Below are 22,484 nucleotides of genomic sequence, written 5' to 3' on the forward strand. Positions count from 1 at the left end.
TGAATGCTTTCTATTACCAACGGAATCAGCTTTAATCAAAAAAGACATAATAAAAATATGGGTTTTAATGCATGAACCGTACTTATCTCAAATACTGTGCCTTATTTACTTCTATTTCACTGGCTGTTGTGGGTTGTGCAACGACGGCAGGGCCTGTCACTGCAACGGAACAACTGTTTTATGGTGGCCCGATTCTGACCATGGCGGGCAACAGTCCTGAATATGTAGAAGCCCTGTTGGTGAAAGATGGAAAAATTCGTTTTGTGGGCTCAAAACAGCAAGCTGAACGCTTGGCGGATAAAAAAGTTCAATCGATTGATCTAAACAATAAAACCTTATTACCGAGTTTTATTGATGCGCATAGTCATGTGAATATGGTCGGTTTCCATCAAATGGTGGCTAATCTCTACCCCATGCCTGATGGTCAGGTCTCCGATATCAACTCTTTGGTGAATGTGCTGAATAGTTGGAAAGTCCAAAATCCATCCGTAATTAAAACCATGGGCGGCTGGATTTTGGGGAATGGCTATGATGATGCACAACTGAATGAGCAGCGTCATCCGACGGCAACCGATCTAGATCGGGTCTCTCAAGACCAACCGGTGATGATTTTGCATCAATCGGGGCATTTAGCATCAGTCAATCACAAAGCACTGGAATTACTGAAGATTAATCAAAATACTCCAAATCCAGCGGGTGGTGTGATTCGCCGTGAAGCCAACTCAAATATTCCAAATGGCGTGTTAGAAGAGTCCGCGTTATTTACCGCAATTGGCTCAATTTTTAAAGATGTCCCCCCTGCAGTGATGTTCCAAATTGCAGAAAAAGGCATTGATGCCTATGTAAAAAATGGTTTTACCACGGTACAGGAAGGGCGGGCCGATCAGGGCACCACTGAAATGTGGCATGCTTTAGCCAAGCAGAATCGACTGCCAATTGATGTGGTTTCTTATCCCGATATCACCACCAGCCAAGACTATATGTTCAAGCAAGGCAGCCAACGACAGTATGATCATCATTTTCGGATTGGTGGAGTGAAAATCAGTTTAGATGGCTCACCCCAAGGCAAAACCGCTTGGCTGACCCAGCCTTATCTGGTACCACCTGAAGGTAAAGATAAGACGTATAAGGGCTATCCTGCCATAAGTAATGATCAGCAGGTCAAGGACTATATCAATTTAGCCTTTAAGCAAGGTTGGCAGGTGCTTGCGCATGCCAATGGTGATGCCGCGATTGATCAATTTATCGGGGCAGTGAAAGATGCGACCGCGAAGCAAGGTAAAGCCGATCGTCGTAGCGTATTGATTCATTCACAAACGATTCGTGATGATCAATTGGATCAGCTCAAAGCCTTAGATATTATTCCGTCCTTCTTCTCGCTACATACCTTTTATTGGGGTGATTGGCATCGTCAGCAAACGCTAGGCGAAACCCGAGCTGCCCATATTTCGCCAACTGCAACAGCTTTAAGAAAGCATCTGATTTTTACCGAACATCATGATGCCCCTGTGGTGCCACCAAGCAGTATGATGATGCTGGATGCGACCGTGAACCGAGTAACGCGGAGCAATTATGTTTTGGGGGCAGATGAGCGCATTAGCCCTTATCTGGCATTAAAGTCGATGACAGATTGGGCCGCGTATCAGTACTTTGAGGATCAGACCAAGGGCACTTTAAGCCAAGGTAAATTGGCGGACTTGGTCATTCTGAATCAGAACCCGTTGACTGTACCCAGTCGTGAGATTAAAAGCATTAAGGTATTGGCCACTTATAAAGAAGGCAAACTGATTTATCAGAATGCGCAGAATTAAACTGAAAACCGAGCCAGATGGCTCGGTTTTTAATTACTACCAACGATAATTGATCTTGCCGTAATAGAACGCGCCATTAAAGCCAAAAGGTGAGAACTGACTATAAGGCAAGCTGCCGCCAGTCGGCTGGTTGATATCGTAGACATCTTTATCAGGATATACATCGGTAATATTGTCGCCACCGACAGTGAAGTTCCAGTTTTGATATTGGTAAGACAACGCTAAATCCAGTAACCATTTGGCTGAGAATTTTTGGTCTTTGGCTTCGCCAGAATTACTAAAGGTTTTAAAGCTGCCATAACGTGTGAGATTGGTATTCACAGTGAAGTTTCCAAGCTTATAGTCATTCGCCAAACTGAATTTATGTTCAGGGGTACTGCCAGCCAATAAACCGTATTGCTCTCGACGATCCAGACGCGTGAGGTTAATGCCTAACGCATCTAAGATGGCTGGATTGCCATCCACATGCGTCACTTTATTTTTATTGTAGTTGTAGGCCAGTGAAGTATTTAGTTCGCCATAAGGTAATGCAGTCCATTTATAGGTCGCCACTAAGTCAACACCGCGCGTGCGGGTATCGCTGGCATTGTTGAAATAACGAATCGTGTTGAAGTTGGTGTCGGTGATTCCTTTTGAATTCAGATATTGGCGAACGGTCGCACTGCTGGCATTGATATTGGAGGACAGACTAATCCGATTATCAATGTCGATTTGATAAGCATCCAAAGTCACATACAGTTGATCTGTAGGTGTCAAGACCAAACCCACACTATAGTTTTTAGATTTCTCTGGTTTAAGTTGTTCCGCACCAAGCAGTTGAGCAACGTATGACGTGGTGGGGAAGGTGCCTGCTTCAGCAAATTGACCATTGATCAGCTGCGAAGAGGTTTGGGTGAAATATTGTTGGGCCAAACTTGGGGCTCGGAAACCGGTAGAGGCACTACCACGTACAGCAATCGCTGGATGGATGGCATAGCGCAAAGACAATGAGGCATTATCGGTGTTACCAAAATCATTATAATATTCATGGCGATAGGCTGTAGATGCTGAGAGTTTTTCAGTTAAATTGGCCTCTAAGTCCAGATAAGCCGCATAACTGTCGCGTGACCATTCGCCAGCATCGGCAGAGCGAAAGCCCGCTAAACCAGAAGAGCCACTTTTATAATAGGAGGCTGGATCACCTGCTTGGATTTGATATTTCTGATTCAAATATTGTGTACCAAAGGCAACATTCAACGGACTCGCCAATGCGGAAACATCAAACTCACGAGAAAGATCAACATTCACTACCGTTTGAGCATTTTTCAGTGTGCCATTTTGGAAGCCGAAAGGCGTGGTAGCAGTGTCTTTATAGAGATCGACATTAATGGTCTTGGTATCGACATCATAACGATTTAAACCATAATTCACCGAGGCATCATAATGCCATGCAGACCAATCGCCTTTGATCCCTGCAACTGCGCCAAAATCATCGAGTTGGCCCTGAATGATGGGTAGATAGCCATTGGGAAACAGGGCAGGAATATTATTGGAGGCATTGCTTAAACGATAGAATCCAGCAGTTTCTGCATTACGATGGCTATAGGTCGCAAAAGAATACAGCTCGGCATGATCACTGAGGTCATAACCTAAATTCAAGGCGGCTTTGACTTCATCGGAATCCGGATCCCCAAAACGGAACGTACGCTGTCCATAGGTACTTGATTTGGGATCACGCAGGTCAGGGCCAGCACGATTGGTGGCTTGGCTATCCTGCCATTCCCCTGAAAAGATCGCATAGCCATAATTATTCAGTTGGGTCCCACCCGAAACAAAGGATTGTTTTTGTTCACCATCACCCTTGTTATAAATCCCGTATTTAATCCCAGCTTCACCATGTGTAGGGTTGGATTTCAAAATAATATTAATCACGCCTGCAATCGCATCGGAACCATAGCGAGCCGATGCGCCTTCACGCAGTACTTCGACACGACTAATCGCTGAGATCGGAATGGCATTTAAATCGGTTGGGGCAGAGCCACGACCAATGGTTCCGCCAAGGTTAATAAAGGCACCTGTGTGGCGACGTTTTCCATTGACCAAGACCAGCACCTGATCTGGTGCAAGTCCTTTCAGTTGAGCAGGGCGAACCAATTCAGTTCCATCCACTACAGTGGGGCGTGGAAAATTAATTGAAGGGATAATTCGAGATAGCGCTGTGCCAAGTTCATTGGAGCCGGTGCGTTCAGTCAGTTCTTTGGCACTGATCACATCAATCGGCTGTAAGGACTCTGTTTGGGAACGATTGTTGGCACGGGTGCCTGTGACCACAATGGTGGCGAGTGTTTTGACTTGTTCGGGTTCTATTGGATTGTTCTCAGCCGCATGAACATTGCTATATAGGGCAAGCAGAATAAGACTACTACTTAGACTTAAAGGAAAAGTCTTTAAAATGGGAGCATTCATTTTGATCTTCTAACTCAAGTTTTGTAAACATTTGTGAACATGGTAGGAGGATCAAAATATTTTCAAAAACAATATAAAAACATAAGGTTAGAAAAAAATTTGCAAAGCTTATTCTATGAGTTTTAAGCTTATGATTTATATGGTGTTGATATTTAAAATGATGTTCATTATTTTGAATAAAGAATAAAAAACCAGCCCGATTGGGCTGGTTTTTTATTTAGAAGTAACAGCTTAACTAGGCTTAGATATCGTCTAAGTTAATACCTAAACGAGAAGCAACTTCTTCATAAGCTTCAACCACACCACCTAAACCTTGGCGGAAACGGTCTTTATCCAGTTTTTTCTTGGTGTCTTTATCCCATAAACGGCAACCGTCTGGAGAGAATTCATCGCCCAATACAATACGGTCATGGAACACACCAAATTCAAGTTTGAAATCAACCAGAATCATATTACCTGCATCGAATAATGCTTTAAGTACATCATTCACTTGGTATGTGAGTTCTTTCATTTTTTCAAGTTGTTCTGCAGTTGCCCAACCTAAAGCAATTGCTTGAGATTCGTTGACCATAGGATCGCCAAGCGCATCATCTTTGAAGAATAATTCGAATGTTGGCGGAGTTAATTCCTTACCTTCTTCAACACCTAAACGACGGCACAATGAACCCGCTGCATAGTTACGAATCACACATTCAACAGGAATCATCTGAAGTTTTTTAACCAGCACTTCAGTTGGAGAAAGCAATTTTTCAAAATGCGTTTCGATACCTGCAGCAGCTAATTTGTCCATGATAAAGGCGTTAAAACGGTTGTTGACCTTGCCCTTACGATCGAGTTGCTCGATTTTTTCGCCATTGAATGCCGAAGCATCATCACGAAAGACCAAAATCAGGTGATCAGCGTTATCTGTCTCGTATACAGATTTAGCTTTACCAGTATAGAGCAAGGTTTGTTTTAACATGGAGGAACCTTTTGAAAAAAATGCCTAGTAAACGACTAGGCTGGCCAATTTTGGTAAATCTGGGCTAACACTTCAGTTGCAACTGCTGGTTCTGCAAAAGTCGTGTCGAGTTTGAAGAGGGCAATGGTATTGCTTGAGCCAACCGCAGAAAGCTTCAACAGGTAGTTTTGTTCACCGACCTTAATCGTTGCTTCGTAGCCATGATCTGCTTGAGAGATGACTTTGTAGTTGAGGGTGCTCACGGTTGCAAAGGCATATTGCCAAGCAGTTGCTGTTGGACCTTCCACTTTCAGTAATGGGTTTTTATTCCCATCCATCACCAATTGTGGACGGCCTAAAGTCGTTGCTGCTGCTTCAGTGGTATTGCTTGCAGTTTTCATTGACTCTGGACGAGGCAATGCATAACGGTTGCCAGTTGTGTTCTCAAATGTTGGCGCATGTTGAATCGCTAGTGGATCAACCGTCGGTGCTGGATACAATGGCGTGAATGGTCTTACCGTTGCATTCTCAGGGAATTTGAGTGGTTCAAGCGCTTGAGCTTTTTTATAATCTAAAGAATGATTATTGAGGGCAAAACGACCACAACCAGCCAAACTTAAAGCTGAAATGACAAGGACAACACCAAGACGTAATTGCATCATAAATTGCTCGTATTAAATAATGCCCGCAGTTTTTAAATCTGTGCGGAGCGGTTCACGATATTGTTCTGCAAGAGCGGTTAAAGGCAGGCGTAGACCTGTACTAATGTATCCCATCTCATGCAACGCCCATTTCACAGGAATTGGGTTTGATTCGCAAAACAAAATATTGTGTAGATTTGCAATTTGTTGATTCAAACTTTGTGCTTTGGCTTGATCGCCAGCTAAAGCTGCTTCACAAACTTCGCTCATTTGTTTTGGTGCAACGTTAGCAGTAACCGAAATATTACCTTTTGCACCAAGCAAAATTAATTCCCAAGCAGTTTCATCATCGCCTGAATAAACTGCGATTTTATCATTTAGACCTTCGATGAGGGCTTGACCACGTGGCACATCGCCTGTTGCATCTTTAATCCCAACAATGTTTTTAACATCGGCAAGACGAATGACGGTTTCGTTTTGCATATCAACGCCAGTACGACCAGGGACATTATAAAGAATTTGTGGAATATCAACTGCTTCAGCAATCGCTTTATAGTGTTGATATAAGCCTTCTTGTGTGGGTTTATTATAATATGGTGTCACGAGCAATGCCGCATCTGCACCGAGTTCTTTAGCAGCTTTGGTTAATTCGATGGCTTCGCGTGTTGAGTTTGCACCTGTACCCGCGATAATTGGAATGCGTTTATTGGCTACACGAATCACTTCTTTGATGACTTGTGTGTGTTCTTCCATGCTTAATGTAGACGCTTCGCCCGTTGTGCCAACAGCAACAATACTATGTGTACCTTGTTGGATGTGCCACTCAACGAGCTTCTCAAGACTCTTCCAATCTACGCGACCATCTTCAAACATAGGGGTGACGAGTGCGACAATTGAGCCTTGAATATTCTGTGCTAGCTGAGTCATTTTAAAAAACTATCCTATTTTCCCATCCGAGATTGAATTAGTTGAAACGAAATATTGGATGGTTGCAGTATTTTGATTCGTCGTCCAATAATGAATTCGATTGAATGACAATTATGCAAATTATGACTGATCGGCGGCATAAGAACAATATGCTTTAGTCAAACAGCCGAAAACTTTAATTCATCTTTTACTTGAATGATTTTCATCTTATGAAAAGTTTGTGTCTGTTTGGCTAGTCAGAAACAATGAGGCAGCGTATTGTACAAGGAGCGATCTAGGTTGAATAATGAGATGCAAAACGATTCAAAACACAGCGCATTAATTGTTGTCGATGTGCAAAATGGATTTACCCCAGGTGGAAACTTGGCAGTCACAGGTGCCGATCAGATTATTCCTGTGATTAATCAATTGGCGCATCAGTTTGAAACGGTGGTACTGACTCAAGACTGGCATCCTGATCAACATATTTCTTTTGCTGACAATCATGTGCATAAAGTGCCTTTTGAAACGATAGAGTTACCTTATGGCACGCAGGTGTTATGGCCAAAGCATTGTGTACAGGGGACACAGGATGCCGAATTTCACCCTGATTTAGATATTCCAACGGCACAATTGATTATCCGCAAAGGCTTTCACGTTAATATTGATAGCTATTCAGCCTTTATGGAAGCCGATCGTAAAACCCCGACGGGATTAAAGGGCTATCTTCAAGAACACCAAATTAATACGGTCTATATTGTGGGCATTGCCACTGATTTTTGTGTGGCATGGACAGCCTTGGATGCCGCGCAAATGGGTTTCAAAACCTATGTGGTTGAAGATGCCTGTAAAGCGATTGATTTGAATGGTTCATTACATAGCGCATGGCAAAGCATGTCAGCACACGGGATTCAGCGGATTCAGTCTGCTGCAATTTTGGCATAAGCTTGAGCTGATTGATCTAAAGGCGTTACACTTCTCAGGTTGATGCACCAGCATCAGTTCAATTATGCCTTAAACCTAAGCCGAGCGTTTTATGACCGTCGAACTTGATGATTTTGATCAAAAAATTATCCATCATTTACAAATGAATGGACGCTTGGCCAATCAGGAATTGGCTGAATTGGTGGGTTTATCGACCTCGCAATGCTCACGCCGTCGGGTTCAGCTTGAACAGAAGAAAATTATCACGGGTTATTATGCCCAAATCGCATTGAGTGCCGATCCTGCGCCGATCATGGGTATTATTGAAGTGAAATTGCAGAATTATAGTGATGCAACGCATGATCGTTTTGTTGAATTCTTGATGCACGAACCTGCTGTGAAAGATATTCATAAATTAACGGGCAGTTATGATTTTGCCCTTAAAGTGGCAGTTAAGAATCTGGATGAGATGGTCAAATTGATTGGAATTTTATCTTCCAAGAACTTTGGTGTCAGTAATCTCAATACTTCAATTGTATTGGAAAAATTAAAAGAAAACGGAATTGCGATTAAATAAAAACAGGATTTTATAGTCGTTTGATCTGAGACAAAGTTAGAACAAAGCTGATCGAAGCGCATAGACTATTCGAAATGGATTATTTTGAATATAAATTGCATTTATGGCAAAAATATAAGAATAAATTGCGAAATTTTAATAAAAATGATCAAATATGCCGTGTCTTTCTTTGAAAGATCTCTCTCCCTTTAGCTGTTCTCCTATTTGAGTTGTACCGTTATGAATACCGAGCAAAATGTATCTCTGGTAAGTCCAGTCATGCCTGTGATTGAGCAGCACTCTAAAATTGAAGATGCATTGGCAATGTTGATCGGAACATTCATTCTGTCTTTTGCAATGACTTTATTGCAGCAGGCAGGCATTATGACGGGAGGGACAGCAGGTCTATCTTTGCTGATTCACTACATTACTGATCTGAAGTTCGGCGTATTATTTTTCCTGATCAATATTCCATTTTATTATTTTGCCTATAAAAAGATGGGCATCGCGCTGGTGGTGAAAACTTTTATTGCCGTTGCATTATTGGCAGGATTTACTGAAATTATTCCACAGTTTTTTCATCTCTCCGATGTCAATCCAATCTACGCTACGATTTTTGCCAATGTCTTGATGGGTGTGAGTTTTTTGATTCTATTTAGACATCGTTCGAGCTTGGGTGGTATCAACCTATTGGCGTTGTATTTGCAGGAACGCTTTAAAATTCCAGCAGGAAAAGTGCAAATGGGTATTGATGTGGTGATTTTATTAACCTCATTGTTGTTTGTGGACTGGAAGCTGATTTTGATCTCGATTTTTGGTGTCATTATTTTGAATTCAATCATTTTATTAAATCATAAAACCACACGTTATGTGGCTTGATGCATGCGTATTTCTGCTATTAACCTGACTGTTGCAGAACACAAGCTATATCGATCATGAGACGCTAGATGTGATCTAGCCTATGAAATGGCTGAAGTCATAACAAGCATAATCATAAAAAAAGCGCCATAAAGAATTTCTTTATGGCGCTTTTTTTATAGTCAGGGTCGTACAAACAACGCTGATAGCTGTATCGAATTACTCGACCGTAACACTCTTGGCGAGGTTACGTGGTTGATCGACATCAGTACCACGTAACACGGCAACATGATAAGACAGCAGTTGTACAGGCACGCTGTAAACGATCGGTGCTAACCATTCATTTACCGCTGGCACATGAACCACGTGTTGACGATCTTTACCGTGAATACCGCTATTTTCATCTGCAAAGACAAATAATTCACCACCACGGGCTTGTACTTCTTCCATGTTCGATTTGAGTTTATCGAGCATGTCATCTTGTGGTGCCAAGATGACCACAGGCATTTCATTATCCACTAATGCCAATGGACCATGCTTCAACTCACCTGCTGCATAACCTTCCGCATGAATATATGAAATTTCTTTCAGTTTCAATGCGCCTTCTAATGCGATCGGGAAGTGTGTACCACGGCCCAAGAATAAACAGTGATTTTTCTCAACGAATAATGCCGATAAACGTAGAATTTCAGTATCACCTTGTAAGGTGTCTAAAATCACTTTTGGACAATGCCAAAGTGCTGTTGTGATCTCATTCAATTGAGCATCAGACAAGCGATTTTTGACTTGACCAATTTTTAAGATCAATAACATCAATGCTGCAAGCTGGGTGGTAAAGGCTTTGGTTGAAGCCACCCCAATTTCGGGACCAGCAAGCGTCAGTAAATGGTGATTTGTTTCACGCACCATTGATGAGGTTGCAACGTTACAAATCGTCATGGTGCTGATGTCAATATTATTGGCTTTGGCACGTTTTTGGGTTTCACGTAACGCGGCTAAGGTATCGGCTGTTTCACCAGATTGTGAAATACAGATATACAGCGTATTTGCCACAATCACTGGGCTGCGGTAACGGAACTCACTTGCAATCTCAACTTGGCAAGGGACACCAATCAGTTGTTCAAACCAATATTTGGCAATCATCCCCGCATGGTAGCTGGTCCCACAGGCAATGATCTGGATTTGCTGAATCTTGTCAAAATCGGCATTGGCATGATTGAGGAAATCTTCACGTAAGCTATTGCCGTTCAATGCTTGAGAAATGGTTTGCTGAATCGCTTCAGGCTGCTCATAAATTTCTTTGAGCATGAAGTGCTTATATTCGCCCTTAGAGGCATTGCTGACCGTTGCATCTAACTCTTTGACTGGACGTTGTACAGGCTCGCCGTTGACAAAAACTTCAATACTGGTACGGGTTAAACGCGCAATATCACCTTCTTCTAGATAAACGAAGCGATTGGTGACTGGTAATAAAGCCAATTGGTCGGAACTGATAAAGTTTTCACCAATACCGACACCAATCACCAGGGGCGAACCTTCACGAACCGTAATCAGCTCATCTGGATGTGCCGTGTGCACAATCCCAAGTGCATAAGCACCCTTAAGGCGTGGTGTAATCTTTTGTACTGCTTCCAACAGGCTATCTGTTTGCTTTAGCGCATCGTTAACGAGGTGAGCAACAACTTCAGTATCGGTTTGCGAGGTAAACACATAACCTAAAGCTTGCAATTCATCCTTAAGGTCTTGGTAGTTTTCAATGATCCCGTTATGAACCACTGCAACATCACCCGAAACGTGCGGGTGTGCATTATTTTCTGTCGGTTTACCGTGAGTTGCCCAACGTGTGTGTGCAATCCCGACATTTCCAGTTAAGTGCTGTTCTGACACGGCTTCAGCCAAGTTGGCAACTTTACCAACACGACGTTCACGTAAGATTTTTTGATTATTGAGTAATGCTAAACCAGCAGAGTCATAGCCACGGTATTCAAGGCGTTTTAGTCCTTCAATCAGAATATCGGTTACACAACGTTCAGCAACGCCACCAACAATACCACACATAATATTATCCTCTTATTTTTTCAGCTTTTGGGGACGTTGATAATTTGCTTTTTCAAACTGTTTTGATCGTTCGACAGCCAAACTATGCTCAGCTACATCTCGAGTGAGGGTTGATCCTGCACCTGTTGTAGCACCTTGACCAATTTTAATTGGTGCAACCAAGGAGTTATTGGTTCCAATGAATACATTGTCTTCAATAATGGTACGGTGTTTGTTGGCACCATCATAATTACAGGTAATGGTACCTGCACCAATATTACAGCCCGCGCCAATATCTGCATCACCTAAATAAGTAAAGTGATTGGCTTTTGAGCCTAGACCCATATTCGTATTCTTTACTTCAACGAAGTTGCCGATATGTACGTCATTGGCAAGGTTTGCACCTGGACGTAAACGTGCGAAAGGCCCAATTTGGGTGTTTTCGCCGACAATCGCATTCTCAAAAATACTATAGGGTTGAACTTTTGTACCTGCCGCAATACGGGTATTTTTTAGAATACAGCCTGCGCCGAGTTGTACGTTATCGCCCAGTTCACAGTCGCCTTCGATGATAACATTGACATCAATTTGTACGTCTTGCCCACAGCTTAAGGTACCACGTAAATCAAAACGATTTGGGTCAATTAAGTGAACACCTTGTAGCATCAATTCTTTGGCTTGCTGCTGTTGGAACTGACGTTCCAAGGTCGCAAGTTGTAAGCGGTTATTCACACCTTCAACTTCAAACGCAAGCTCTGGTTCAACTGAGGCAACTTCTAAGCCATCCGCAATTGCCATCGCGACAATATCAGTGAGGTAATATTCACCTTGCGCATTTTCATTAGAAAGTTGAGGCAACCATTCATGAAGTTTTGCATTGCTGACACAATAAATGCCAGTATTAAATTCTTTAATTTGGCGTTGTGCTTCGTTGGCATCTTTATGTTCAACAATGGCCTGAATTTTACCATCTTGGCGAACAATCCGGCCATAACCTGTTGCATCATCGACTGTGAGTGTCACTAAGCCAATGCCTGTTTGAGTGGATGCATCCAATAATTTTTGTAGCGTATCTGCCTGAATACAAGGTACATCGCCTGATAAAATCAGTGAAACACCTTCTTGTGGTAAAACAGGTAAGGTCATTTGTACTGCATGGCCTGTGCCTAATTGTTCTGCCTGCTCAACCCATTCAATCTGTTCTGCTGCAAAGCTTTTTTTAACCAGCTCACCGCCATGTCCATATATGGTAATAATGTTTTGGGCATTGAGTTTTTTTGCGGTTTGAATCACATGTCCAAGCAGAGGACGACCTGCAAGTGGTTGTAATACTTTTGGTAATTGTGAACGCATCCGCGTTCCTTTCCCAGCTGCAAGAATAATAACAGTTGTTGACATAACTAACTCTAATAGTGGCTTAAGTCAAAAGATAAAAATGAAAAATAAGAATACAGAGTGCTGCCCAAAGACCAGCAATGATGTCATCCAGCATAATCCCTAAGCCGCCAGACACTTTTTGGTCAGCCCAGCTAATTGGGAATGGTTTCCAGACATCAAATATACGGAATAAGATGAATCCGACAATGACCCACAGCCAATTCATTTGCTGTAAATAGAGCAAAGGCAGGAGGGTAATGGATTGTCCTGCAAACTCATCCCAGACAATGCGACCATCGTCATGCACATTGATGACTTTTGCAGTATGTCCACAGATATAAATGCCAATTAAGGACATTAAAATAACCACAACGATACTGGCCGACAGACCCAAATAGAGCCATAGTGGTACAAATAACAGTGCAAAGGCAGAACCAAAGGTTCCAGGGGCTTTGGGTGCTAAACCAGAACCAAAACCGACACCACAGAATACGATGAAGCGGTCAAACCAAGTCATTTGGCTAAAGTGAATGGGAGGCTTATGCAAAGTGTTGGTATCCATGAACATGTAATGGGTGTGCTTTGCCCATATACTCAAATAACAATCCAGTTTGTTGGGTAATTTCGCCGATTATTGTAAGCGGAACATCTAATTGTTGTCGCGACAGTTCTTTGAAGTTTTGCGGTGATATTGTAAAGCATAATTCGTAATCATCACCACCTGCAAGCGCATAATGCCAAGCTTGTTGCAGATCAAGTTGTTTCAGTGATGCATCTAACGGAAGTTGCTCAAGCTGTAATTTTGCACCGACATTGGATGCTTTTAAAATATGACCTAAGTCTTGCGCCAATCCATCTGAGATATCAATCATACTCGATGCCAACCCTTTGAGCTGTTGACCCAAATGACAACGTGGGGTTGGATAATCTAAGCGTTGTTGTAGTGCATGCCCTAGATGCTGTAATCCAAACGCAGCATCGCCAATCTGTCCACTCACACAAATATAGTCACCAACTTGTGCACCTGCACGGGTAATGGCCTGACCGTGTTCAATCCAGCCTAGTGCAGTCACACTAATCGTGAGTTGAGTGCTTTGGGTGGTATCACCACCAATCAGGCTAACACCGAACTGATCGCAGCAATTAAACAAGCCCTGACTAAATCCAGCCAGCCAGTCATGATCAATAGTTGGGAGACTCAGTGCGAGTAAAATACTATGAGGTTTTGCCCCCATTGCTGCCAAGTCAGATAAATTGACTGCAACGCATTTCCAGCCGATGGCATGGGCAGCGGTGTCTAAGGGGAAATGACGACCAGCAACCAGTGTATCTGCACAGATCACCAGTTGTTGTGAAGAAGGTGGGGTAATAATGGCTGAGTCATCACCGATGCCTAAACTGACATCCGTATTGGATGTGCGTTTAAAGTAATGCTCAATAATTGAAAACTCAGCCATTTAACACAAGCCTATTATTTTGCTTGCTGTTTTTCAGCTTCACGCAGCTTTGATGAAAGACGGTCTAATACACCATTGATGTATTTATGACTGTCTGCACCACCAAAGTGTTTAGCTAGCTCAATCGCTTCATCAAGTACAACGCGATACGGAACTTCGAGGTGATCTCGAAGTTCATACGCACCCAGTCGTAAGGTTGCAAGTTCTACGCCATCCAAGGCATTTAACTCACGATCAAGTACAGGGATGAGTAACTCATCTAAAGCTTCATGTTGAGCAACCACTTGAGTGAGCAATTCATGGTAATAGTTAAGGTCAACTTTGTGCATGGCATTTTCAACACGCGTGCGTGCTTCAATTTCATGAACTGGGTTATGACTCATTTGCCATTCATAAATCCCTTGTACAGCAAAACGACGTGCTTTGCGTTTCGCTGCATAAGCGGCCTGAAGTGTTTGCGACATGCTTTAAATTGCCTTTAATAAGTTAACCATTTCGATTGCAGTCAATGCAGCTTCGCTACCTTTGTTTCCTGCTTTCGTACCAGAACGTTCAATTGCTTGCTCAATGCTGTCTGTAGTCAATACACCATTGATTACAGGCATTGTGCTTTCAAGAGCAACTACGCCTAAGCCTTTTGCACATTCACCTGCAACAAAGTCAAAGTGAGGTGTGCTACCACGAATCACTGCACCTAATGCAATGATGGCATCAAATTTATTTGAAGCTGCTAATTTTTTCGCAACAATCGGCAGTTCCCATGCACCTGGTGCATGAATAACAGTAATCGCTTCTTCTGCAACGCCATGGCGTTTTAAAGTGTCGATTGCGCCTTCAAGTAAATGTTCAACAACGAAGCTGTTGAAACGACCGACTAAGATCGCATAACGACCTTCGCTTGCGAGATGTAATAAACCTTCAATTCGGCGAATTGCCATAGCAACCTCGATTATTTTGCTGTGATTTGATCGGCAGTGATGTATTCCACTACCTCTAAATTGAATCCGGATAAGGCATTGAAACGAAGTGGAGAACTCAACAACTTCATTTTCTCAACGCCTAAATCACGTAAAATCTGTGCACCCACACCAATGGTTTGATATTGGTGAGAAAGTGCGGCATTGGATTTCAGTGGTTTTGGCTGATTTAAATTCTGCAATGCAGGACCAAGATCTTCTAATTGACCCTGACCAATCCATACCAGTACACCGCGATCACTTGCAGCAATCGTTTGCATAGCAAGGTCTAAGTTCCAAGCAGGAGAACCATCGGCTTTATTAAGTTTTAATAAATCACGAATCGGGCTGAAACCATGAACACGTACCGTAGTGACGCCTTGTTTTGGTTCACCTTTAACTAAGGCAACATGAATATCAGGATTGCCGATTTCACGATACTTATACAGCTCAAACGTTCCGTATTCAGTCTCAATGGTTTCTTGAGACAAGCGTTCAACGGTTTGTTCATTGGTCATGCGGTAATGGATCAGGTCCGCGATGGTGCCAATTTTTAAGCCATGTTTTTCTGCAAATACTTCTAAATCAGGACGACGTGCCATTGTACCGTCATCATTAATAATTTCACAGATCACAGACGCTGGCTCTAGACCTGCTAAGCGGGTGAGGTCACAACCTGCTTCGGTATGACCTGCACGGTGTAAAACACCACCTGGTTGTGCCATTAACGGGAAAATATGACCCGGTTGAACAATATCACTTGGTTTGGCATGTGCCGCAACCGCAGTACGAATAGTATGCGCGCGTTCTGCAGCTGAAATACCTGTACTGATGCCTTCTGCAGCTTCAATCGAAAGCGTGAAGTTGGTTGCGTGTTGCGCGCCGTTCTGATCAACCATCAATGGAAGGTTGAGCTGTTTACAGCGGTCGCGACTGAGTGTTAAGCAAACCAAACCACGTGCATGGGTAATCATGAAGTTAATATCTTCAGGGCGAACATGCGTTGCGGCGATGACTAAGTCACCTTCATTTTCACGATCTTCATCATCCATCAGGATGACCATTTTGCCTGCACGAATATCTGCAACAAGCTCTTCAACATGACTCAGCGGCATTCGCTTTCACCTTTTATCTTGCCTTTTTAGGCACTAGTATTCGATAAATCTGGCATAGTTTACCGCATTTTAAAAAATTTCGCCTGTGCTTCTTTATCAATAAAAAGTCAGGCCAAACAAATTATCTTGCAACACATTATCCTGCCCAGCTTTGCCACTTTAAAAGACAGTGTGATGCGATTGTAAGCTTTATATGTATGGGCTAAACAAAAAAACACAAGGCTTTGTATCTAGACAAAGCCTTGTGTTTTGAATGACTCTATTCGCGTAGTCTAAATGCTATTTATTCCAGCTCTGTCGATGCTTTGGCTTTTTTACCCATTAAAATTTCTGTACGTAGCGTTTGCGCCAACGTTGCACATTCTTCATTCATGCCATTAATCATAAAAGCGTGACGGGTCATGATATTACTTGGATTTGGCATTGCCACTAATTCATAACTGTTTTGAATGGTTTTGAGCTGCTCATGATTTAAATGCAAAGCTGCTTCTTTGGCATGTAAATGTTGTGCCAATCGTTTCGCGGCTTCAACTGCATCTAGCTGCATTGCATCGACTGCACTTGCAACAGCACCACGGGTTTGTAAGGCAAAACGTTTATCTTCACGATAACGTTTATACAGTACATCGGCCAATAATTGGAAAACAGCACCGACCATCATCAGACATTCAAGGGTATGACTGTTTTCAGACGTCGTTGCTAAGCTTGCTCCATCTGCATTGAATTCTTGAACCACCTGAATCTGAGCCGCGTCGATCTGGTAATGCTTGGCACAGAGCGCAATACTTTTATCTAAAAATAATTGGCATAGCTTGAAATACGGGACTGAAACAGACTGGTTCACACTACTCAATAACTGCTTAGGATCATAAAACTGAATATTGAGCGCCAAAGCTTGATCATCAAGTGATACGGATTCAGCTGGATTTTTTTCAACACGCGGTTTGGCTTGAACTTTTGCCTGCTGTTGTGCCTGAGTAACCAAAGTCACGGTATTTTGTTTTTCAAGGGCAAGAGCTTGGGTTAAACGTTGAATCTCATGCTTGAGATGATTCTCTTGATTGATACGTGCCAAGTATTCGCTACGTGTTGGGCGTGCGATGGCGCGATAGGCCAACCAAATCAAGCCATGAATGAACAGGGAAACTAAAATCGCTAACCATTGAGTTCGCAAAATCTCACCGATACTCGGTTGGATTAAGGTAATTTCAACGGTACCGACTTTCTTTTCATTTTGTAGCGCATCGCGAACAAACACTTCACCTTGGCGGGTTTTAGCCATACCACTGGTTGCAAGCACTTGTTTATTGGCGTCTAAAATACGAATGGATGCAACACTTGGGTTGGTTGCATAACGATTCGCCACCAATGCCAGCGAAACGGTATTGGCTGGTTCCAACTCAGCAAGACTATCTGCCACTAACTGACTGGTCATCAGTTGTCCTTGGCTAGCGCGATTTTCATTGAGTTGATGTGTCGTTGCAATCACCAATAAAAAGGTATGCAATGCAAAACTTACGATCAGTAGGCTAGCAAATAGCCCTTGGCGAGGCGCATTCAAGTTAAATTTCCAAGGCAAATAGATTCATGGGTTATGTTATGATTCTTACAATAGTTGTCGCTCAACCACGAGTCAATTCATGCGAGAAATCATTCTTATATCCTTTCTAGGACCAGATCAACCGAATCAGTTTACTCGATTAATGCAGGTACTATCCGTACATTCTTTGCAAATACTCGATGTGGGGCAGGCAGTTATCCATAATCAACTGACCCTTGGGATCGTTGTTGCATCGGATAATGAGACTGCAACTGCATTAGCAATGAAAGAGATTTTGATTTTAGCACATGATATTGGCTTAACTGTGCGATTTAAACCAATCTCCAACGCAGAATATGATCAATGGGTAAGTGAAGGTGGTCGAACTCGCTATATCGTGACTGCGCTTGCACCTGAACTTACCGCTGCACATCTGCAAGCCGTGACTAAAATTGTGTCAAGTCAAGGCTTTAATATTGAAACGGTCACTCGTTTATCGGGGCGTTTAGATCTGGATGCAGAAAGCCAATTTCCACGTCGTGCCTGTGTGCAGTTTGGCCTTAGCGGACAGATGTTGGATGCTCAAGCGATGCGTGCAGCATGTTTAAGCCTATCTGGCGAGTTAAATATTGATGTCGCTGTGCAGGAAGACAATGCCTATCGCCGTAATCGTCGTTTGGTGTGCTTTGATATGGACTCCACCTTGATCGAGCAAGAAGTGATTGATGAACTGGCATTAGAAGCAGGCGTTGGTGCTCAAGTCGCTGAAATTACTGAGCGTGCCATGCTGGGTGAACTTGATTTTCAACAAAGTTTCCGTGCCCGTGTTGCTTTATTAAAAGGTTTGGATGCTTCTGTATTGCCGAAAATTGCAGAACGTTTGACGGTGACGGAAGGGGCAGAGCGTTTGATCTCTACCTTGAAAGCCTTGGGTTATAAGACCGCAATTTTATCAGGCGGTTTCCAGTACTTTGCTGAGTATTTACAGGCAAAACTTGGCATTGATGAAGTACATGCCAATATTCTTGATGTAGAAGATGGTTTTGTGACGGGTGAAGTGAAAGGTGCGATTGTTGACGGTGCTCGTAAAGCAGAGTTATTGCGTCAACTGGCCGAAAAAATGGGGATTTCGCTAGAGCAGGCGATGGCTGTTGGTGATGGTGCCAATGACTTACCGATGCTTTCAATTGCAGGTCTGGGCGTTGCATTCCGTGCTAAACCTTTGGTCCGCCAAAATGCCAATCAGGCAATTTCAAGTGTGGGTTTAGATGGCGTGCTGTACTTATTAGGTATGCATGATAAGGATTTAAACCGCGCTTAGATCAACATTTATTGTGTTTCAATAAGGTCGCTTTTACTGCGGCCTTATCCATTTTTTGTACGTCATTTATTCGTCATAATTATGTCTAAATGTATAGAAAAACAACGATAAAAAAATTCCGAAAAAAGTTTTTTTGCAGCAAAAAATAGGCATAGTTTTTTGTAATGACACGCTGTAATTGATGCTATATGGACATTCAAGACTTTTATATGTTTTAAAAATGTAATGACAAAAGCATATTGCGACAGCTTGTGTCGTAAGGTTAATTTCAGGCTCTTTTTTTCTAAAAAAAACGCTCCATAATGCATAAAGACGTTAATGCAATACGAAGTACTGTTAGAGATTACAGAACAAGATAGAGGTCTGAATTAAATACAGACCACCCCTTTTAAGACGGAGGTTTCTATGGAAGCAGCGAATTTCACCATGTGGGTTGGATTTGGCTTAATCGCTGTCGCAGTTATTGCTGTTTTCTTTTCTCCTTATCGTCGTTGGTTAGGTTTTATGTTGGCGGGTATGCTGTGCTGGGGACTGTTAGAAGTGGTGCGCTTTGGTGCGCAAACCATATTCGAGATGTCCGTCGCCTATAGTTATTTGACCGCGTTGAGCCTTGCGATGATAACGGTTACATTTATCCTTTTACGTGAAGACAAACAAGCACAAAAACAGCTGGCAAATCGTCAGTATATTGAACATACACCTGTATATAAGGACGACCAGCAGCAATGTTCTAGCAGATAAATTATAATAATTTGAATAACATCAAAGGTATGCTCAGCATGCCTTTTTTGTACTAATTTTCTGCAACAAAGCTTTTACAGACTTATATACAATTGTGCTAGGATACGGTTGTCTTAATTTTCATCATAATACTGTAGGCATAATTGTCATGAAGCTTTCTTCTTTACCTGTGGTTAAGTTACCTATCGTTGATGTAAGCACTGATCCACTGGATTTATTAGTGGCAGGTTTGGCGTTACGTATGAAGCAATTGGCACGTACCAGCCCAAAGTTTATTGAATTGGTGCATGACCGTGAATTCCGTATTCAGATTGGTACAGATTTAGGTTTTGCCCGTCAGATTCTTGTGAATCGTGGCAAGATTGATACGGTTGCAGGTAGCCCAGAAAAAGCAGATTTTATTTTACAGTTTGCATCAAGTGAGCAAGGTGTAAAAACGTTGCTAAAAGGTGACCCGACCGCATTTATGACGGGTATGCAAGATGGCAGCATCAAGATGGAAGGTGACTTTAGCTTATTGGTGTGGTTCAACCAAGCGGCGAAATTGATTCCACCTAAAGTGCCAAAACCTGTTAAAGAAAAAATTCGTCAAGCACGTGCCTTTATTAAAGAAAAAACAGGCAAATAAGCGGATATAAAAAAACTCCCAAATTGGGAGTTTTTTATTGCCTAGAATTATTCAATCTCTAAATTGAAAGTGACTGGTCCATCATTGATTAAATGAACTTTCATATCCGCTGCAAAAATACCTGTTTGCACGTGGTCGAATTGTTGTTGTGCATATGCAACCAATTGTTCATATAGGGCTTTGGCTTCTGTTGGAGGCATGGCGGGTCCAAAGTCAGGACGTAAGCCTTTTTGGGTTTGTGCCATCAGCGTAAATTGAGAGACCAGTAGTAGTCCACCATTGGCTTGGCAGACATTCCATCCCATTTTGCCTTGTTCATCATCAAAAATACGATATTTCAAGATTTTATCAATCAGCTTTTGGCCTTTTTCTAAAGTATCTTCTTTACCTAGGCCTAGAAACACCAATAAGCCGTGTTGAATCTCGCCTGTGGTTTGCCCGTCAACCACAACTTTGGCTTCGAGGACACGTTGAATTAATGCACGCATAAAAACTAGAGATCTGTTGGGTATAGAGATGCCGCAGTCTAGCAGATTTGGCTGCTTTGCATCGAGCTTGCAACATGGGGGATTTACTATGATCTTATTTTTCGATTTATTTTATTAAAATTATCTTTTTTATCTATTGTTTAAATCTTTGTATAGTCCTGTTGCAGGAAAGGTATTTAGATTTTGGATTTAATAGTATGTTTAAGCGAACATTTTTATTTACGATAATGGCAGCAACGCTTGGCACCGCGTATGCAGCGCCTTTAACAAAAGACAACGGTGCACCTGTAGGTGACAATCAAAACTCAATGACAGCAGGTGCGAATGGCGCAACGCTACTACAAGATGTACAGCTGATTCAAAAATTACAACGTTTTGGTCGTGAACGTATCCCTGAACGTGTGGTGCATGCCCGTGGTACAGGCGTGTATGGTGATTTCGTTGCAAGTAAGGATTTGTCTGATTTAACGGTCGCATCGATGTTTAAGGCAGGTACAACCACCCCTGTTTTTGTTCGCTTCTCAACAGTCATCCATCCTAAAGGCTCGCCTGAAACCGCACGTGACCCGCATGGTTTTGCCGTGAAGTTCTATACACAGCAGGGCAATTGGGATTTGGTCGGCAATAATCTACCCGTATTCTTTATCCGTGATGCAATCAAGTTCCCTGATTTTGTTCATGCCATGAAGCCTGACCCAGTCACCAATGTCCAAGATCCGAACCGTATTTTTGATTTCTTAAAAAGCCAGCCGTGGTCAATCAATATGTTGACCTATGTCTATTCAAATTTAGGCACACCAGAAAGCTACCGCACGCTAGATGGCTTTGGCGTGCATGCTTTTAAACTCTATAACGACAAAGGTGAATATAAGTACGTTAAGTTCAACTGGCGTTCTAAACAAGGCGTGAAAGGGTTGAATCTTGATCAGGTCCGTGAAGTTCAAGGTCGTGACTGGAATCATTTGACCAATGATATGTATAAAAATGTCTATGCCGGAAACTATCCGAAATGGGACTTATACATTCAGGTACTTGATCCAAAAGATTTGGATAAATTTGATTTTAATCCATTAGATGCAACCAAAATATGGCCAAATGATCTAGTCCCTGAAGTCAAAGTCGGAACCTTGACCCTGAATCGTATGCCGAAGAACTTCTTCCAAGAAACGGAACAATCGGCTTTTGCACCAGGCAACTTGATTCCAGGTATTGAACCGTCAGAAGACCGCTTACTGCAAGGTCGTATCTTCTCTTATTCGGATACGCAATTATATCGTTTAGGTGCCAATCATCAGCAGATTCCAGTGAATCGTCCTCGGGTTGCAGTGAATAACAACAACCAAGAAGGCTTTATGAACATGGGGCAAACCGGGTCTCAGGTTAACTATGAGCCAAGTACGATTGAGCCTAAACCATCTACTGAGATTGCCAGAGCTGTACAAACACCGTTGCAAGGAACGGTTTTACAACAGGCAATCCAGAAACAGCAACCCTTCAAGCAAGCAGGTGAGTTATACCGTAGCTATTCTGCGCTAGAAAAAAATGACTTGATTCGTAATCTTGCGGCAGACCTTGGACAAGTCAAAGATATCGAGACCAAGACCATCATGGTGTCTTATTTCTATAAAGCCGATGCTGATTATGGGACACGTCTTGCCAAGGCTGTGGGTGTGAATCTTAAAAATGCTCAAGCGAAAGCAGCGCAATTGAAAGACGAATAACTAGTTTTAGCATGTGGTAACA

General features: G+C 42.5%; 21 protein-coding genes. 8 read left to right on the plus strand and 13 right to left on the minus strand.

Going from position 1 to position 22,484, the window contains the following annotated elements; all coding sequences use genetic code 11:
- Window positions 1–71: 71 nt before the first annotated feature.
- The gene (locus A7P54_RS12980; protein ID WP_171549836.1) at window positions 72–1,811 is read left to right on the plus strand and encodes an amidohydrolase; all 1,740 of its coding nucleotides are present in this window, start codon (window positions 72–74) and stop codon (window positions 1,809–1,811) included.
- Between the two features lie 36 nt (window positions 1,812–1,847).
- Here the strand turns inward: A7P54_RS12980 and A7P54_RS12985 are convergent, their stop codons facing one another.
- The 4 genes from A7P54_RS12985 to dapA all read right to left on the minus strand — a co-directional run bounded on the left by A7P54_RS12985 (window position 1,848) and on the right by dapA (window position 6,764).
- Window positions 1,848–4,256: a TonB-dependent receptor gene (locus A7P54_RS12985; RefSeq protein ID WP_171549837.1), complete on the minus strand. Its 2,409-nt coding sequence runs from the start codon at window positions 4,254–4,256 to the stop codon at window positions 1,848–1,850.
- 241 nt (window positions 4,257–4,497) lie between these two features.
- The gene (purC, locus tag A7P54_RS12990) at window positions 4,498–5,217 is read right to left on the minus strand and encodes a phosphoribosylaminoimidazolesuccinocarboxamide synthase (RefSeq protein WP_005201682.1); all 720 of its coding nucleotides are present in this window, start codon (window positions 5,215–5,217) and stop codon (window positions 4,498–4,500) included.
- 35 nt (window positions 5,218–5,252) lie between these two features.
- Window positions 5,253–5,855, minus strand: coding sequence for a hypothetical protein (locus A7P54_RS12995; protein ID WP_005201681.1), 603 nt, complete (start codon window positions 5,853–5,855; stop codon window positions 5,253–5,255).
- Between the two features lie 15 nt (window positions 5,856–5,870).
- A complete protein-coding gene (dapA, locus tag A7P54_RS13000) occupies window positions 5,871–6,764 on the minus strand; it encodes a 4-hydroxy-tetrahydrodipicolinate synthase (protein WP_005317184.1) in 894 nt (297 codons plus the stop codon).
- Window positions 6,765–7,055: 291 nt separating this feature from the next.
- Here dapA and pncA point away from each other — a divergent pair, with 291 nt between their 5' ends.
- The 3 genes from pncA to A7P54_RS13015 all read left to right on the plus strand — a co-directional run bounded on the left by pncA (window position 7,056) and on the right by A7P54_RS13015 (window position 9,102).
- The gene (gene pncA, locus A7P54_RS13005) at window positions 7,056–7,688 is read left to right on the plus strand and encodes a bifunctional nicotinamidase/pyrazinamidase (RefSeq protein ID WP_171549838.1); all 633 of its coding nucleotides are present in this window, start codon (window positions 7,056–7,058) and stop codon (window positions 7,686–7,688) included.
- Window positions 7,689–7,779: 91 nt separating this feature from the next.
- Complete coding sequence (locus A7P54_RS13010; protein WP_004803451.1) at window positions 7,780–8,244, plus strand: Lrp/AsnC family transcriptional regulator; 465 nt, start codon at window positions 7,780–7,782, stop codon at window positions 8,242–8,244.
- Between the two features lie 219 nt (window positions 8,245–8,463).
- Window positions 8,464–9,102, plus strand: a complete 639-nt coding sequence (locus A7P54_RS13015) for a YitT family protein (protein WP_004656984.1) — start codon at window positions 8,464–8,466, stop codon at window positions 9,100–9,102.
- A gap of 198 nt (window positions 9,103–9,300) precedes the next feature.
- On the opposite strand, the gene glmS is transcribed toward A7P54_RS13015, so the two are convergent.
- From glmS to A7P54_RS13055, 8 genes are all read right to left on the minus strand, one after another.
- A complete protein-coding gene (gene glmS / locus A7P54_RS13020) occupies window positions 9,301–11,139 on the minus strand; it encodes a glutamine--fructose-6-phosphate transaminase (isomerizing) (protein WP_171549839.1) in 1,839 nt (612 codons plus the stop codon).
- Between the two features lie 12 nt (window positions 11,140–11,151).
- Complete coding sequence (glmU, locus tag A7P54_RS13025; RefSeq protein ID WP_171549840.1) at window positions 11,152–12,516, minus strand: bifunctional UDP-N-acetylglucosamine diphosphorylase/glucosamine-1-phosphate N-acetyltransferase GlmU; 1,365 nt, start codon at window positions 12,514–12,516, stop codon at window positions 11,152–11,154.
- 19 nt (window positions 12,517–12,535) lie between these two features.
- Window positions 12,536–13,057, minus strand: a complete 522-nt coding sequence (locus tag A7P54_RS13030) for a phosphatidylglycerophosphatase A (RefSeq protein ID WP_033132738.1) — start codon at window positions 13,055–13,057, stop codon at window positions 12,536–12,538.
- Window positions 13,035–13,952, minus strand: coding sequence for a thiamine-phosphate kinase (gene thiL / locus A7P54_RS13035; RefSeq protein ID WP_171549841.1), 918 nt, complete (start codon window positions 13,950–13,952; stop codon window positions 13,035–13,037). The genes A7P54_RS13030 and thiL overlap by 23 nt, the downstream gene beginning before the upstream one ends.
- Before the next feature lie 14 nt (window positions 13,953–13,966).
- Window positions 13,967–14,416 carry a transcription antitermination factor NusB gene (gene nusB / locus A7P54_RS13040; RefSeq protein ID WP_004657014.1) on the minus strand — a complete coding sequence of 150 codons (450 nt, stop codon included), beginning with the start codon at window positions 14,414–14,416 and terminating at the stop codon, window positions 13,967–13,969.
- 3 nt (window positions 14,417–14,419) lie between these two features.
- Window positions 14,420–14,890 (minus strand): 6,7-dimethyl-8-ribityllumazine synthase, encoded by a 471-nt coding sequence (ribE, locus tag A7P54_RS13045; protein ID WP_004803462.1) that lies wholly within the window; start codon window positions 14,888–14,890, stop codon window positions 14,420–14,422.
- An 11-nt stretch (window positions 14,891–14,901) separates the two neighbouring features.
- Window positions 14,902–16,023 (minus strand): bifunctional 3,4-dihydroxy-2-butanone-4-phosphate synthase/GTP cyclohydrolase II, encoded by a 1,122-nt coding sequence (gene ribBA / locus A7P54_RS13050; RefSeq protein WP_004803465.1) that lies wholly within the window; start codon window positions 16,021–16,023, stop codon window positions 14,902–14,904.
- A 283-nt stretch (window positions 16,024–16,306) separates the two neighbouring features.
- Entirely contained in the window at window positions 16,307–17,602 is a 1,296-nt protein-coding gene (locus A7P54_RS13055; RefSeq protein WP_171549842.1) for a hypothetical protein, read from the minus strand.
- Window positions 17,603–17,663: 61 nt separating this feature from the next.
- Between A7P54_RS13055 and serB the strand changes: the two genes are divergently transcribed.
- From serB to A7P54_RS13070, 3 genes are all read left to right on the plus strand, one after another.
- Window positions 17,664–18,884, plus strand: a complete 1,221-nt coding sequence (gene serB / locus A7P54_RS13060) for a phosphoserine phosphatase SerB (RefSeq protein ID WP_004803468.1) — start codon at window positions 17,664–17,666, stop codon at window positions 18,882–18,884.
- A gap of 405 nt (window positions 18,885–19,289) precedes the next feature.
- A complete protein-coding gene (gene aciT / locus A7P54_RS13065) occupies window positions 19,290–19,625 on the plus strand; it encodes a ciprofloxacin tolerance protein AciT (RefSeq protein WP_004803470.1) in 336 nt (111 codons plus the stop codon).
- A 148-nt stretch (window positions 19,626–19,773) separates the two neighbouring features.
- The gene (locus A7P54_RS13070; protein ID WP_004657026.1) at window positions 19,774–20,253 is read left to right on the plus strand and encodes a hypothetical protein; all 480 of its coding nucleotides are present in this window, start codon (window positions 19,774–19,776) and stop codon (window positions 20,251–20,253) included.
- A 47-nt stretch (window positions 20,254–20,300) separates the two neighbouring features.
- On the opposite strand, the gene dtd is transcribed toward A7P54_RS13070, so the two are convergent.
- Window positions 20,301–20,741, minus strand: coding sequence for a D-aminoacyl-tRNA deacylase (gene dtd / locus A7P54_RS13075; RefSeq protein ID WP_171549843.1), 441 nt, complete (start codon window positions 20,739–20,741; stop codon window positions 20,301–20,303).
- Between the two features lie 197 nt (window positions 20,742–20,938).
- Here dtd and A7P54_RS13080 point away from each other — a divergent pair, with 197 nt between their 5' ends.
- Window positions 20,939–22,462, plus strand: coding sequence for a catalase (locus A7P54_RS13080; protein ID WP_171549844.1), 1,524 nt, complete (start codon window positions 20,939–20,941; stop codon window positions 22,460–22,462).
- The last annotated feature ends 22 nt before the right edge of the window (window positions 22,463–22,484 follow it).

Source organism: Acinetobacter sp. Ac_3412, assembly GCF_013072675.1.
In the GTDB taxonomy this organism is placed as follows: domain Bacteria; phylum Pseudomonadota; class Gammaproteobacteria; order Pseudomonadales; family Moraxellaceae; genus Acinetobacter; species Acinetobacter higginsii.